Below are 13,927 nucleotides of genomic sequence, written 5' to 3'. Positions count from 1 at the left end.
TTGCATCTGGAGCTGAACCGACCGGGAGCGGACAAGCTGCGGTCCAAGAGGACGCGCAGCCCGCCGCGGCGGCTGCAGGGGTGAAAAGCGTGCAAGCAAATTCCGTTCAGAACGGAATTAGAATTCGAGGACTTTCTTGACGTTCGCGACGACGCGCGCCGGGGACGGAAGCCATTGATCTTCGATCTGGGCGAACGGATACACCGTGTCCGGACCTGCGACGCGAAGCACCGGCGCCTCCAGGTGAAGGATCGCCTTTTCGTTGATCTGGGCGATGATTTCGGCCGCCGCGCCGGAAGTCTTCTGAGCTTCCTGCACGACGATCGCGCGGTTCGTCTTTTTGATCGACTCGACGATCGTGTCGATGTCGAGCGGCATGAGCGTGCGGATGTCGATCACTTCGACGCTTACGCCTTCCTTTTCCAGCTCTTCGGCAGCCTTGACGGACGTATGGACCATCATGCCGTACGTCACGATCGTGACGTCGGAGCCTTCGCGGACGACGTTCGCCTTGCCGAGCTCGACGGTGTACTCTTCCTCCGGCACTTCGGCGCGGAAGGCGCGGTACAGGTTGAGATGCTCCATGAAGAACACGGGATCGTTGTCGCGGATCGCCGCGATCATGAGGCCTTTGGCGTCATAAGGATTGGAAGGAATGACGACCTTGATGCCCGGCGTCTGCAGCGCCAGACCTTCGAGCGAGTCGGTGTGCAGCTCGGCCGCCTTGACGCCGCCGCCGAAAGGGGTGCGGAATACGATCGGCGAGTTGTAGCGTCCGCCGGAGCGGTAGCGCATGCGGGCTGCCTGGATGAACATCTGGTCCATCGCCTCGTAGATGAAGCCGACGAACTGGATCTCGGCGATTGGACGGAAGCCTTGCACGCCGAGGCCGACCGCCATGCCGGCGATCGCGGATTCCGCCAGCGGCGTATCGAAGACGCGCTCCTCGCCGAATTCCTTCTGAAGACCTTCGGTGACGCGGAATACGCCGCCGGTGTGGCCGACGTCCTCTCCGAAGAGCATTACGTTCTCATCCCGCTTCAGCTCGGTGCGAAGAGCGTCGCGGATTGCTTCCAACATGTTCATTTGAGCCATGATTAACAGGTTCCTCCTTAGGGGGAGCGGCGCGCGCCGCCCCGGACTCATCGATCGCTTGGGTTCGGATCAGAAATCGGCTTTTTGCTCTTCCAGGTGGGCGGGCGTATGCTCGAACATCGTGTCGATCAAGCCGGCGACCGTCATCTTCTCGGTCGCTTCCGCCTTCTTGATGGCTTCGTTGACGGCGGCTTTCGCCTCGTCCTTCACTCGAGCCGTATCCTCTTCCGTCCAAAGGCCCTTCTTCTCCAGGAACTTGCCGAAGCGGATGATCGGATCCTTGAGCGACCATTCGCCCTCTTCGTCCTTCGTGCGGTACTTGGTCGTGTCGTCCGCCATGGAGTGGGGACGGAACCGGTACGTGAGCAGCTCGAGCAGCGTCGCGCCTTCGCCGCTGCGGCCGCGCTCAGCGGCTTCGGAGACGGCTTTGTAGACCGCGAGGACGTCCATGCCGTCGACCTGCACGCCTTTGATGCCGGCGGCGAGCGCCTTGTGGGCGATCGACTGGGCGGCCGTCTGCTTCTCGTACGGCGTCGTGATCGCGTAGCGGTTGTTCTGGACCGTGTAGATCACCGGCAGCTTGTAGGCGCCGGCGAAGTTCAGCCCTTCGTAGAAATCGCCCTCGGAGGAGCCGCCGTCGCCCGTATACGTGATGGCGACGCGCTTCTCGCCGCGCTTCTTGAACGCCATCGCGACGCCGGTCGCATGCAGGATCTGCGCGCCGATGATGATCTGCGGCATCAGCACATGCACGTCCTCCGGAATCTGGCCGCCGTGCTGGTGGCCGCGGGAGTACAGGAACGCCTGGTACATCGGCAGTCCGTGCCAGACGAGCTGCGGCATGTCGCGGTAGCCCGGGCAGATGAAGTCGTCCTTGTTCAGCGCGAACTCGCTGCCGATCATCGACGCTTCCTGGCCGGATACCGGCGCGTAGAAGCCGAGGCGGCCCTGGCGGCCGAGGTTGACGGCGCGCTCGTCCCAGGTGCGGGTGAACACCATGCGGTACATCAGTTCCTTCAGCTGGTCGTCGCTGAGGTCAGGCATGAGGTCGGGATTGACGACTTCGCCTTCGGGGGAAAGAATCGTAAGCGGCGTTACGTCCTCGCTATGCACTTCGTAAGAATGCTTGTTCAGCAGCTTGCTCATCAGAGAGGTTCACCTCGATTTGTTATTTGAAACTTGCCTGCTTCTGTTATAGAATTATTATAAACCTGTTGCGCTGAAACGGTCAAAGCAAAAAAGGAAAAAACGTTGTTTTTTCATTACTTTCACGGGTTTTTAACGTTTTGTGTATGTGTAACAGCTAACCGCGACATATATAACAGGATAGTACAAGAGCGGTTACATTCAACGGAGTCTCCGCCGCCCCGCCCGGCTCGGAGCGGTCATCTCCTTATTGTTTACCCCGACCTACGCCGTCCCATGCAGCCAAGGAGGAAGAGAACGATGCCAGACGACATTTATTTGAAAAGAACGATCCTCAAGGAGACGGTGCCGAGCCGCCATCTCGAGGAGGGCTCGCGCGAGCTGCGCGTCTACCTGCCGCCCGGCTACAACGAAGTGCTCAGCTATCCGGTCGTCTACGGCCAGGACGGCGAGGACCTGTTCAACTTCGGCCGCGCGGCGACGCTGGCCAACCGCCTCATCATCGACGGCGAGCTCGAGCCGTTCATCCTCGTCGGCGTCGACGTCGACAAGAAGAAGCGGACGAGCGAATACTCCCCGGACGGCGCCCGCCATGAGGCGTACACGCGCTTTTTCGCCGAGGAGATGCTGCCGTTCGTCGAGGAGAAGTATCCCGTCCGGCGGGAGCGCCGCGAGCGGCTGCTGATCGGGGATTCGCTCGGCGGAACCGTATCGCTCCATCTCGCGCTCCGCTATCCGGAGCTGTGGAACCGCGTCTTCTCGCTGTCCGGCGCTTTTTACGGCGCCTCCCAGGCGATCGCGGCCGAGCAGGGCGACCTGTCCTGGCTGCAGCTCTATCTGTATGTCGGCCTCCAGGAGACCGACTTCGAGACGGATACGGGCGTCTACGACTTCGTCAAGCTGAACCGCGAGATGGACGCCCTGCTCGCCGACCGCGGCGCCGACATCCATTATGTCGAGAAGGACGGCAAGCATCAATGGGGATCGTGGCAGCGCGAGATCCCGGACGGCCTGAAGCATTTCCTGGACTAAAGCCCCAGCCTCGGAGCTGAAACGAAAAGCGGGACGAAAGCCGAATGGTTCGGCTATCGTCCCGCTTTTTTTGCCGCAGCTTGATCTAGGCTGAAAACTCGCGCTCGATCCTGTCGAGCAGCGCCTCGCAGCCCGCGGCGACGAGCCTCCTTGTCTGCTCGAAGTCTCCCGTATAATACGGATCGGGCACGCCGTCGAGCTCCTCGTCCGGCAGCAGCTCCATGAAGCGGAGCAGCTTGCCCTGCGGCACGATGCCCCCGGCTCGGATCAGCTCCCGCACGTCGCGCTCGTTGGCGCGGTCCATGACGACGATATAGTCGGCCCGCTCGAGATCGTCGCGGTCGACGAGCCGCGCCCGCATCCCTTCATAAGAGATGCCCGCGCGGTCGAGCTCACGGCGCGTCCCTTCATGCGGAACGGCTCCGAGATGCCAGTCGCCCGTTCCGGCGCTGTCCACCACGACCGCCTGCTCCAGTCCGCGCCGCGCGGCCAGATGGCGCAGCACCGCCTCCGCCATCGGCGAGCGGCAGATGTTGCCCAAGCAGACGAACACGACGTTCACCTTGCTCGCCATCAGAACATCCCTCCTTCCCTGCGGTCGGCCGACGCCGTCCGCAGCGACCGGCGGGGCAGCCGCCATTTGAAGATGACGGACAGCATCCGCATGACGATGATGAGCCCGAACAGCACGAGCAGCATCGCTGTCCCTTTGAACCATCCCAGCCCGATCGCCGCTCCGCCGAGAATCGCCCAGACGGCATAGATCTCGTCCCGCAGCACGAGCGGCTTGCGCCCGGCCAGCAGGTCGCGGATGATGCCGCCGCCGATGCCGGTCAGCGTCGCGGCCACAAGCACGGCGCTGAGCGGATGCTTCATCTCCGTGGCGTAGAGCGCCCCCTGGATGGCGAAGGCCGACAGCCCGATCGCGTCGAACAGCGCCTCCGCCTTGCGCCAGTGCTGGATCCAGCTGACCGGCAGCAGGAAGATGATCGTCATCGAGGCGAGCGCGATCTTGATGAGCAGCCCCTGCGTCCAGAGCGTCGTCACCGGGATGCCGATGAGCAGATTGCGGATGACGCCGCCTCCGAACGCCGTGACCAGCCCCAGCACGAACACGCCGAGGATGTCGTACTCCTCCTCCATGGCGACGATCGCGCCGCTGACCGCGAAGGCGATCGTGCCGATGATGCTGAATACCGCGAAAATCTCTGTGTACAAGTCGATTACGCCCCCGTATCTATGATGCCGCAACTATCCTACCTATAATAGCCGGGGGAGGGCTATCCCGCAACCGGATTGCGGCTGCACGTTCCCCGCGCTATAATGGGCCGCAGTACATACAGGAAGGAATGAGCCTATGCCGCAGCAGCTGCAGCGGGTCGCCATCGTAACGGGCGGCAGCCTCGGACCGTGGACGGCCGGCCTGCTTCGACCCGGCGACTATATCATCGGCGCCGACGCGGGAGCGCTGTTCCTCATCCGCTCGGGCATCCGGCCGGATTTGTCGCTCGGGGATTTCGACTCCGTGCAGGAGGACGAGCTGGCCGAAATCGAGGCGGGGAGCGCCGAGCTGGCCTCGTTCGATCCGATCGACAAAAACTATACCGACACCGAGCTCGCCCTGAGGCGCGCGCTCGACCTCGATCCGGCGTCCATCCTGATCGTCGGCGCGCTCGGCAGCCGCTTCGACCATTCGCTCGCCAACGTGCATCTGCTTCGGCTCGCGGCGGAGCGCGGCGTCGAGACGACGATCGAGGACGAGACGAACCGCATCCGCCTGATGCGCGGAGGACAGTCGCTGCATCTGCAACGCAGCCGCTTCCCCCATGTCTCGCTGCTGCCGCTCGGCGAGACGGCCTCCGGCATCACTTTGGAAGGATTCCGCTATCCGCTGCGCGAAGCCGAGCTGCGCATCGGGCAGTCGCTCGGCATCAGCAACGCGCTGGACGGCCAGACGGGCAGAGTGTCGCTGCGCCAAGGCTGGCTGCTCGTCATGGAGACATCCGGCTGAACCGATCGCCAGCGCATCCGATCACTCGTCGCCGCCCGGCGTCTCGATCTGCAGCCCGGGCACATGCTTGCGCGACATCCGATGCCTCGCCTTGCGGTTCTCCTTGCTGTCGAACACGATGTCCATATCGTAATCCGCGCCCGGATAGAGGCTGTCCCTGCCAATATAGAGGGACAGCCTTTTGCGGTTGAACGTCCTTTTTTCCTGCTTCACCTGCACGACCACCTCCCCTCTCGCATCCGCTTCCCGGTACACGATCCCCGTCCGCTTGAGCGGATGGATCCACACGCAATCCCCGACCGTGAATTCCTTGGGCTTCGGAGCAGGCTTGGAGCCGCGCAGCGGCTCCGGCTCGCGCGCATTGCCGCCCGCCTTCGGCGCATGGAGGTCCGATCCGGCAGCAGGCGTCCCCTGCACGGCGTCCGGCTGCCCGCCTCGCTCTGGCCGGCGCTCCTCGCGAGACGCCGACGGCTTGCGGCCGTTGTCCGCCTGGGATTGTGGACGCTCCCCTCCGGACGCCGCCGCATCCGGCCGAGCTCCGCCGCGCTTCAGCTCCTCCGCCCTCGCGAGCAGGCTTTCCGGCAAGCCGTACCGCCTCGCGATCGACAGCGCATAGCTGTCTCCCGCCTCGCCCGGCTCGAGCCGGTACAGCGGCCGCAGCGTCTCGGCGTCGAACGCCATCCGCGCGTTCATGCAGCGCGGCGTCCGCGAAGCGTAGGCCTTGATTTCGTTGAAATGAGTCGTTACGGCGACCTTCGTCCCTCTCGCTCCCAGCTCCTCAAGCACCGCGACCGACAGCGCGATGCCTTCCTCCGGATCGGTGCCGGCGGCGAGCTCGTCGAGCAGGACGAGCGTGGAGCTTCCTGCCGCCGCGAGGATCTCGGCCAGGATGGCCAGATGCGACGAGAACGTGCTGAGCGACTGCTCGATGCTTTGCCCGTCTCCGACGTCGGCGAGAATGTCGTCGAACCGCCCGAACTCGCTGCCTTCCTCCGCCGGCAGGAGCAGCCCCGCCTGCGCCATGAGCGCGAACAGGCCGATCGTCTTCAGCGCGAGCGTCTTGCCGCCGGTATTCGGTCCGGTGATGCAAAGCTGGTCCCAGCCGCCGCCGAGCTCCGCGTCGATCGGCACCGCCTGCGCTCCGAGCTTCGGATGGCGTCCGCCGCGCAGCCGGACGATCGGCTCGGACCGCAGCCGCGGCCGAGTGCCGTCATAGGAGCGGGACAGCTTGCCGCGCGCAAGAATGAAGTCGAACAGCGCCATCGCCTCCAGATTGACCGTCAGCGGCTCGGCATGGCTTTCGGCCATCGACGACAGCACGGAGAGGATGCGCGTGCGCTCCCGCTCCTCCTCCTGCTTCCACATCGCCAGCTCCGCCTGCAGGTCGGCGACGTCTGACGGCTCGATGAACAGCGTCTGTCCGCTCGCCGATTCGTCCCACACCGTTCCCGGCACGAGCCGGCGCTGATCCCTGCGGACCGAAAGCACGAAACGGTCGCCCCTGCGGCTGACGATCGCGTCCTGCAGGCTGCTCTTGTACTTGACGAGAGCCGCGTCGAGCTTGCGGCGGATGCGGTCCTCGGCTACTTGGGCGCTGCGGCGGATCCGCGACAGCTCGGGCGAAGCATGGTCGAGCAGCCAGCCGCCGCGGATGCAGCGGTCGATCTCCTCCTTGAGGACGGGACAGTCGCGCATCGAGTCGGCATAACCCGACAGCCGCGGAGCGAGCTCGCGCTTGGCGGCCATGTACCGCTTCATCTGCGCGATGGAGCCGAGCCAGGACGACAGGCCGGACAGCTCCTTTTCGTCATAGATCCGTCCCTTGCCGAGCAGCGCCAGGAACGAGCCGATGCCCTCCATCGCAGACAGCGGCACGCTGGAGCCGGCGCGCAGCAGCGCGTCGGCCTCCGCCGTCTCCTCCTGCCACGCTTCCGCCTGACGGAGCGAAGCCGTCGGGACATGCCGCTCCGCCAGCCGGCGGCCAGGCTCGGATACGGCGAGGTCAAGCAATTGTTGCTGAATGAAGCTATAGTCAAGGCGCATCATCGATGCGTGGTTCATAGGAATTGGCCTCCTCGAAGCAAAAATAGGGACATTCGATGGGTAAAACGGACTTCCGAAGGTTGGACAAGCCGATTCCGTCCGCCTCATCCTCTCGCCGGAACGCAAAAAAGACAGGAACGGAACGCAGAAGCGCTCCATTCCTGTCTCGCAGCGGATGGCCGTCCGCGCGCCGCCCGCTGAAAGAAGCAGGCGGCGGAATCGGACGGAATATCCGTCTATGGTCAGGGAGGATCCTTCGGTTCAGAGCTCGATCATGGACCGCTTCGAAAAAGCCTGCGGAAAGACGGCGCTTGCGCCGGCAGGCAAATCGAAGGCAGTCCTATGAAATTACGAGATCTGAACACCCTGGGTCATCAATAGCTCCCCTTTTCGGAAAAGTGGACAAAAGTCGATCGGAATCGGCCTTCCCTTATCCTACCCAGGTTCTCGGGCAAAAGTCAACCTTTGCTCCCCAGGCACTATTTTGGTACTAAAACGTTCTGCGCGGCTCGGTTGGAGGTATAATGAAGGCGAGGAAACCTTATCCCGAGGAGGAATGCCCAGGATGAAGGAACGCCTGCTGCGCCCGTATCTGGCCGCCAAGGCGCCGCTGTACGGCGCGGCGCTGCTGGCCATCGCGCTCGGCAACATCGTCCAGTCGCTGTACCCTCGCGTGCTCGGCGAATTCACCGACCGGCTGCAGCAGGAGGCGCTGACGCCGGTGCTGATCAGCCGCTCCGCGCTGATGCTCGCCGGCATCGCCCTGCTCTACAGCTCGCTCGCCGGCTCCGGCCAATACCTCATCATGAGGCTTGGACGAAACTTCGAGCGGCTGACGCGCAAGAGGCTGTTCAAGCAGTTCACGCGCCTCAGCGAGGCGTATTATGCCAAGCACGGCGTCGGCAGCATGCTCAGCTACGTGCTGAACGACGTCAAGTCGGTGCGGGAGGCGATCTCCGCCGGCTTCAACCAGACGGCCAACGCCGTCATCCTGCTCGGCAGCGCCGTCGTCATGATGGCGCTGTCGGGCTTGCCGCTCGGGCTCGTCGCGGTCTGCGTCTCTCCGCTGCTGCTCATCCCCCCGATCGTCGTCTACTTCGGCCCGCGCATCCGCGAGCGCTCGCGGCACGCCCAAGAGGAGCTCGCCGCCATGACCGAATCCGCGGAGGAGCAGATCGGCGGCATGCGCGTCACGCAGAAGTTCGCCGTGGAGCCGATGATGGAAGCCCGCTTCGGCGCCCGCGTCGACGGCGTCTACGGCAGCCAGCTGAAGCTCGTGCGGCTGAGCTCGCTGTTCCAGGCGCTGCTGCCGTTCCTCGGCTCCGCGTCGCTCGTCGTGACGCTCGCCGCTGGCGGCTACCATGCGCTCTCCGGCGGCATCACCGTCGGCATGTACGTCTCGCTGACGCTGTACGTGCGGCTCATGATCAATCCGCTCCAGCAGATCGGCAACGTCATCAACACGATGCAGCGCTCGCGCGCCAGCCTCGAGCGCATCCAGGAGCTGCTCGCGAGCCGGCCGGACATCGAGGATTCGCCGCAGGCCGTCGAGCTGCCACAGCGGGCGGACATCGCCGTCCGCGGCCTGACGTACCGCTATCCCGGCTCCTCGCGGCCGGCGCTCGACCGCGTCGACCTCGACATCCGGCACGGCCGCACGACGGCTCTCATCGGGCGTACCGGCAGCGGCAAGACGACGCTCGCCAAGCTGCTGCTGCGCATGATGGAGCCTCCCGCAGGCGCGATCCGGATCGGCGAGGCCGACATCCGGGACGTGACGCTGCGCTCGCTGCGCGGCTCGATCGCCTACGTGCCGCAGGACGGGTTCCTGTTCAGCACGACGCTCGGGGACAATATCGCCTTTTCCAAGCGGGACGCCACCGAGTCCGAAATCGAGAGCGCTTCCCGCCAGGCGATGATCTACGAGCAGGCGCGGCAGTTCAAGGAAGGCTTCGGCACGCGGCTCGGCGAGCGCGGCGTGACGCTGTCGGGCGGGCAGCGCCAGCGCGCCAGCCTGGCGAGAGGACTCGTCAAGGAAGCGCCGCTGCTCATCCTCGACGACAGCGTGAGCGCCGTCGACGCGGAGACGGAATCGGCCATCGTGTCGAGCATCCGCCGTGTGCGCGCAGGCCGGACGACGCTCGTCATCGCCCATCGCATCAGCGCGATCCAGCATGCCGACGAGATCGTCGTGCTGGACGAAGGTCGCGTCGTCCAGCGCGGCACGCATGAGCAGCTGCTGCGCGAAGACGGCTGGTATGCCGAGCTGGCGTCGCTGCAGAAAGGAGGAATGGACCATGGCGGACAAGGCGCCTGAGCCGGACGCGGAGGCGCGCAGGCAGGAGCGCAGGCAGGACCGGCAGGATTCCCCGCCCGCCTCCGGCTCCGCGCCGGATGGAGCCGAGCGGACCGCCTGGCGCGGCCTGCTCTCCTATGCGAAGCCGTACCGCAAGACGTTCGCCGGCGTCGTCGCCTGCACCGTCATCGCGATCTCCGCGGATCTGCTGCAGCCGTTCCTCGTGAAGATCGCGATCGACGACCATCTGATGGGCGGCAGCGGCGAGCTCGGCCCCGTCCTGCTGCTGGCCGGGCTGTACCTGGCGCTGTCGCTGCTCGCCCTCGCCTTCAGCTACTGGCAGAGCCTGCTCGTCCAGCGGGCCGGGCAAGGCATCGTCTCCAAGCTGCGCAAGGATCTGTTCCGCCATCTGTCGCGCCTTTCGCCGTCCTTTTACGACCGCATGTCCAGCGGCAGCCTCGTCACGCATATGTCGGGCGATACGGAGACGGTAAGCCAGTTTTTCACGCAGGTATGCCTCAGCCTGTTCCGCGACGGGCTGACGCTCGTCTTCATCCTGTTCCTCATGTTCCAGCTCGATCCAGTGCTGGCCGGCTACAGCCTGCTGCTGCTGCCGCTGATCGCGCTGATCGCGGCCGGATTCCGCGGCTACATGCGCCGGACGTACCAGCAGTCGCGCACCCGGCTGTCGCGGCTCATCGCCTTCACGGCGGAGAACCTGAGCGGCATGAACCTCGTGCAGGCGTTCCGCCAGGAGCGCGAGCAGCAGCGGCAGTTCGAGGAGCGCAACGGCTCTTATTACGAGGCCAACCTGCGGGAGATCCGCACGAACGTGCTGTTCAACCGCTCGTTCGACCTGCTCGGCAACCTGTCGGTCGCTTTCGTCACCTGGCTCGGCGGCCGGGCCGTCTACGGGGAAGGGCTTGAGTTCGGCGTCCTGTACGCGTTCATCACGTACATCCGCCAGTTTTTCCAGCCGATCAACTCGATCACCCAGCAGTGGAACACGCTGCAGGCCGCCTCCGTCTCGATGGACCGCATCTGGAAGCTGTTCCAGACCCGCTCGGCGCTGCCGGACGACGCATCCGCGGACGCCGCCGAGCTCGAGCGGATCGGTCCCGGAGCGGTGCGCTTCCAGGACGTCGAGTTCGGCTACGATCCGCAGCAGCCCGTGCTGCGGGGCGTCAGCCTCGACGTCGCCCCGGGCGAGACGATCGGCATCGTCGGCACGACCGGAGCCGGCAAGAGCTCGCTCATCAGCCTGCTCTGCCGCTTCTATGACGTGCAGCGAGGCTCCGTTTCGATCGACGGCGTCGACGTGCGCCATATCCCGCTCGCGCGCCTGCAGCGCATCGTCGGGCTCGTGCAGCAGGAGCCGTATCTGTTCTCCGGATCGATTCTCGACAACGTGCGCTTGTTCGATCCGTCGATTTCCGAGGAGGAGGCGCGCGAGGCATGCCGCTTCGTCGGCGCCGACCGCCTCATCCGACGGCTGCCGGACGGCTACGGGACGATGCTGAGCGAAAAAGGCAGCGGCCTGTCGGCCGGAGAGCGCCAGCTGATCAGCTTCGCCCGCATCGTCGTCTTCCGTCCGTCGATCCTCATTCTCGACGAAGCGACGGCGAACCTCGACTCCAGCACCGAGCAGATGGTGCAGCGGGCGCTCGCCGCCGTCTCCGCAGGACGGACGACGCTCGTCATCGCGCATCGGCTGTCGACGATCATGAACGCCGACCGCATCCTCGTCATGCGCAGCGGCAGCATCGTCGAGTCCGGCTCGCATGGCGAGCTGCTCGGCAAAGGCGGCTACTACGCGCGCCTGTACCGCCATTCGCAAGGCCAGCCGGACTCCGGCCGGCAGCCGACCGGCTAATTTTCTCTTGACCGCCGCGCCTGCAAGGCGGCAAGCGAGGGTCCGAACCGGCTGCCGGGCCTAAGCCCGCCCTATCGGCGGAAGGCCGAATCATCCGGAACGGCCGCCTGCAAGCTGCGTCCATGCAAAGAGCCCATCCGCCGGCTGCGGATGGGCTCTTTGCCTATTCAACTCCAGCGCGGAACGGCCGCGGGCGAATGGGGCGCCGCCTACTCCGGCTTCGCCGATCCTCCGAGCCGTCTCGTCAACCCGGTCTCGGCGAACGCCATTCCTGCCGGCAAGCCGTAGTCGCGCATCAGGTCGATGTCATGCGAGAGATGGGTCAGCAGCAGCTCGTCGGGACGCAGCTCCCGCTGCAGCTCGATCGCCTCCTTCACGTCGTAGACGGAGCGCGTCTCGTACGGATGAGGCTCCTCGTAGAAATTCGTGCCGAGGACGACGAGCCGGCAGCCGCGAAGCGGAGCCTTCATGCCGTCGTCGAGGCCGATCGCATCGGAGCAGTACGCCCAGCTTGTTGCCGTCTCCTCCTGGTCGAAGCGATAGGCGTAGGAATAGCCGTTGTAGCCGTGATGGACGCGCCAGCAGCGGATCGTCCAGCTGCCGAGGCGCAGCGGCTCGTCGCAAGGCATGAAGTCGATCCAGCGCTCCAGCCACGGAAAGCGGTCGAGGATCGTCGGGATGACCTCTGCCGGTGCGTAGGCCGTGCCTTTTCGGCCCTCGTAGCGGCAGGCGTCCGCCCACTCGACGAGCCCGCCGATGTGATCGAAATGCGCGTGCGTGATCAGAATGCGGCGCACCGAGCGAAGTCCGGCGGCCTCCATCTGCCGTCCCCAATCGGGACCGCAGTCGATCAGCGTCGCTCCTCCGTCCGCATCGAGTCCGTCCAGCAGCAGCGACGAGCGCAGCCGGCGGTTGAAGCCCGTCTCGCGGGCCTCCTTGCAGACCGTGCAGCTGCAATAAACGCGCGGCACGCCCATCGAGTCGCTCGTGCCGAGAAAACGGAGCTCGAGCGGGCCCGGAGCCCCGGCTTCGGTCGCGCCCATCGCTACAGCGGGAGCAGGGCGACGCGCTCTTGCCGCTTCAGCCCCGCCACCATGTCGTACCACTCCGCCGGCTTGGCCTCGATCGCCGAATAGTAGGTCTCGAGGAACTGCGCCGCCAGCGCGCCGGAGATGCCGTCCAGCTCCTCGTCCTTCGGCAGGAAGCCGAGGTCGAGGCCGCTCACCGCCCCTCCCTGCAGATCCCAGGAAGGATGCACGTAGTCGAGCTCCAGCCGCTTGTAGCCGATATGGGACAGCACCTCGCGGCGCACGATCGGATTCATCGGATCGGCTCCGCCAAAGCCATGCTCCGTGCGGTACGGATCGTAGATCTCCGCGAACATGCCGATCGGCTCCGTGCCGGATTCAGCCGCCAGGCGGGCGAGCTCCTTTTCGCGGCTGCGCAGCAGGAACCGTCCGACGCCGAGGCCGGGACGGCCGATGATCGTGAAATCGGTCATCGCGACGCGCAGCTGAGGATAATAGCGGTATTCGGTCGCGCCTACGGCCTCCCCGTCATGCAGGGCGACGCAGACGTGGATGCCCGGATCCTGAAGCGGCTCCCTCCACAGCTCGTAGGCGAGCACCTCCTCCGGCGGGAACACGTCCTGCAGCAGGCGGTGCAGCTTGGGGAAGTTCTCGTCCTCGATCGACGTGATGCGGTAGTAGTCCATGTCATCGCTCTCCTTGTTCGTCAAGTTCGTCTTCATCTGCGGGAATAGAACGGATTGCGCCATTCCATCATCGCGGCATAGCCGCATGATTCCTCGTCGTCCAAATAATTCGCGGCGACGCCGGCCGGCGTCCGCCCGCAGCGCAGCAGGAAGCTCATCACCGGATCCTGCAGCTCTCCGCGCAGGACGGCGTCGACATAGGCTTCGGCGCTCATCTCCGCCGCATGGCGGTGATAGCCCGGCAGGCGGCCGCCGCCGAGCAGCCGCTCCAGGCCGATATGGACGACCGTCTCGCACATCGTCTGCATGAGCCATCGGCCGATGCCGCTCTTGCGGTACTCCGGCACGACGCAGATGTCGACGACATACAGCGTCTCGCCGTCCGGCTCATGGGTCGAGAGGCTGCCGTCCCCGGTCGCCTCCGCCCAGCTGCGATGCTCGCCGCTCGCGGCATGAAGCCTCATCCCGGTCATCGAGCCGACGATGACGCCGCCGACCTCGGCGCACAGCGCCCCTTCCGGGAAACGGCGGACATGCTCGGCGAGCTGCGGGCGCGTCCAGAGCAGCTCCTGCGGATAAGGCGGCGGGAAGCTCAGCCGCTGCGCCTCGATCAGCCCTTCGGCATCCTCGAGCCGATAGCGGCGGATGGCCGTCTCGACCGGCTTGCCCTCGTGAAGGACGTAAAGCGTCTTGTTCATGTCGCGTCAGCCGCTCCTT

General features: G+C 65.2%; 12 protein-coding genes. 4 read left to right on the top strand and 8 right to left on the bottom strand.

Annotated elements, in window-relative coordinates:
* Window positions 1-117 precede the first annotated feature (117 nt).
* Both GE073_RS12320 and pdhA read right to left on the bottom strand, forming a co-directional pair.
* On the bottom strand, window positions 118-1,095 hold the full coding sequence (locus GE073_RS12320) for an alpha-ketoacid dehydrogenase subunit beta (RefSeq protein WP_153783538.1): 978 nt from the start codon (window positions 1,093-1,095) through the stop codon (window positions 118-120).
* A 69-nt stretch (window positions 1,096-1,164) separates the two neighbouring features.
* Window positions 1,165-2,241, bottom strand: coding sequence for a pyruvate dehydrogenase (acetyl-transferring) E1 component subunit alpha (gene pdhA / locus GE073_RS12315; protein WP_174817673.1), 1,077 nt, complete (start codon window positions 2,239-2,241; stop codon window positions 1,165-1,167).
* Window positions 2,242-2,541: 300 nt separating this feature from the next.
* Here pdhA and GE073_RS12310 point away from each other — a divergent pair, with 300 nt between their 5' ends.
* The gene (locus tag GE073_RS12310; protein ID WP_153783537.1) at window positions 2,542-3,273 is read left to right on the top strand and encodes an alpha/beta hydrolase; all 732 of its coding nucleotides are present in this window, start codon (window positions 2,542-2,544) and stop codon (window positions 3,271-3,273) included.
* An 85-nt stretch (window positions 3,274-3,358) separates the two neighbouring features.
* Here the strand turns inward: GE073_RS12310 and GE073_RS12305 are convergent, their stop codons facing one another.
* Together GE073_RS12305 and GE073_RS12300 are read right to left on the bottom strand one after the other, a co-directional pair.
* The gene (locus tag GE073_RS12305) at window positions 3,359-3,847 is read right to left on the bottom strand and encodes a low molecular weight protein-tyrosine-phosphatase (RefSeq protein WP_101809119.1); all 489 of its coding nucleotides are present in this window, start codon (window positions 3,845-3,847) and stop codon (window positions 3,359-3,361) included.
* Window positions 3,847-4,497: a trimeric intracellular cation channel family protein gene (locus tag GE073_RS12300; RefSeq protein WP_028597667.1), complete on the bottom strand. Its 651-nt coding sequence runs from the start codon at window positions 4,495-4,497 to the stop codon at window positions 3,847-3,849. The genes GE073_RS12305 and GE073_RS12300 overlap by 1 nt, the downstream gene beginning before the upstream one ends.
* Before the next feature lie 133 nt (window positions 4,498-4,630).
* Between GE073_RS12300 and GE073_RS12295 the strand changes: the two genes are divergently transcribed.
* Window positions 4,631-5,284: a thiamine diphosphokinase gene (locus GE073_RS12295; RefSeq protein WP_101809118.1), complete on the top strand. Its 654-nt coding sequence runs from the start codon at window positions 4,631-4,633 to the stop codon at window positions 5,282-5,284.
* 21 nt (window positions 5,285-5,305) lie between these two features.
* Here the strand turns inward: GE073_RS12295 and GE073_RS12290 are convergent, their stop codons facing one another.
* Window positions 5,306-7,345, bottom strand: coding sequence for an endonuclease MutS2 (locus GE073_RS12290; RefSeq protein ID WP_101809117.1), 2,040 nt, complete (start codon window positions 7,343-7,345; stop codon window positions 5,306-5,308).
* A gap of 547 nt (window positions 7,346-7,892) precedes the next feature.
* Between GE073_RS12290 and GE073_RS12285 the strand changes: the two genes are divergently transcribed.
* Both GE073_RS12285 and GE073_RS12280 read left to right on the top strand, forming a co-directional pair.
* Complete coding sequence (locus GE073_RS12285) at window positions 7,893-9,644, top strand: ABC transporter ATP-binding protein (protein WP_028597665.1); 1,752 nt, start codon at window positions 7,893-7,895, stop codon at window positions 9,642-9,644.
* Window positions 9,625-11,496 carry an ABC transporter ATP-binding protein gene (locus GE073_RS12280; RefSeq protein ID WP_153783536.1) on the top strand — a complete coding sequence of 624 codons (1,872 nt, stop codon included), beginning with the start codon at window positions 9,625-9,627 and terminating at the stop codon, window positions 11,494-11,496. The genes GE073_RS12285 and GE073_RS12280 overlap by 20 nt, the downstream gene beginning before the upstream one ends.
* Window positions 11,497-11,705: 209 nt before the next feature.
* On the opposite strand, the gene GE073_RS12275 is transcribed toward GE073_RS12280, so the two are convergent.
* Genes GE073_RS12275 through GE073_RS12265 form a run of 3 tightly spaced genes read right to left on the bottom strand, consistent with a single transcriptional unit; the run spans window position 11,706 to window position 13,908 of the window.
* Window positions 11,706-12,539, bottom strand: coding sequence for an MBL fold metallo-hydrolase (locus GE073_RS12275; protein ID WP_153783535.1), 834 nt, complete (start codon window positions 12,537-12,539; stop codon window positions 11,706-11,708).
* Between the two features lie 2 nt (window positions 12,540-12,541).
* Window positions 12,542-13,210, bottom strand: coding sequence for a GNAT family N-acetyltransferase (locus GE073_RS12270; protein ID WP_153783534.1), 669 nt, complete (start codon window positions 13,208-13,210; stop codon window positions 12,542-12,544).
* Window positions 13,211-13,242: 32 nt separating this feature from the next.
* Window positions 13,243-13,908: a GNAT family N-acetyltransferase gene (locus GE073_RS12265; RefSeq protein WP_153783533.1), complete on the bottom strand. Its 666-nt coding sequence runs from the start codon at window positions 13,906-13,908 to the stop codon at window positions 13,243-13,245.
* Between the last annotated feature and the right edge of the window lie 19 nt (window positions 13,909-13,927).

This window comes from Paenibacillus sp. B01, assembly GCF_009649995.1.
Taxonomy (GTDB): domain Bacteria; phylum Bacillota; class Bacilli; order Paenibacillales; family Paenibacillaceae; genus Paenibacillus_O; species Paenibacillus_O pasadenensis.
The sequence above is the reverse complement of the archived record's forward strand: the minus strand, read 5'-3'. Positions and strand labels throughout refer to the sequence as shown.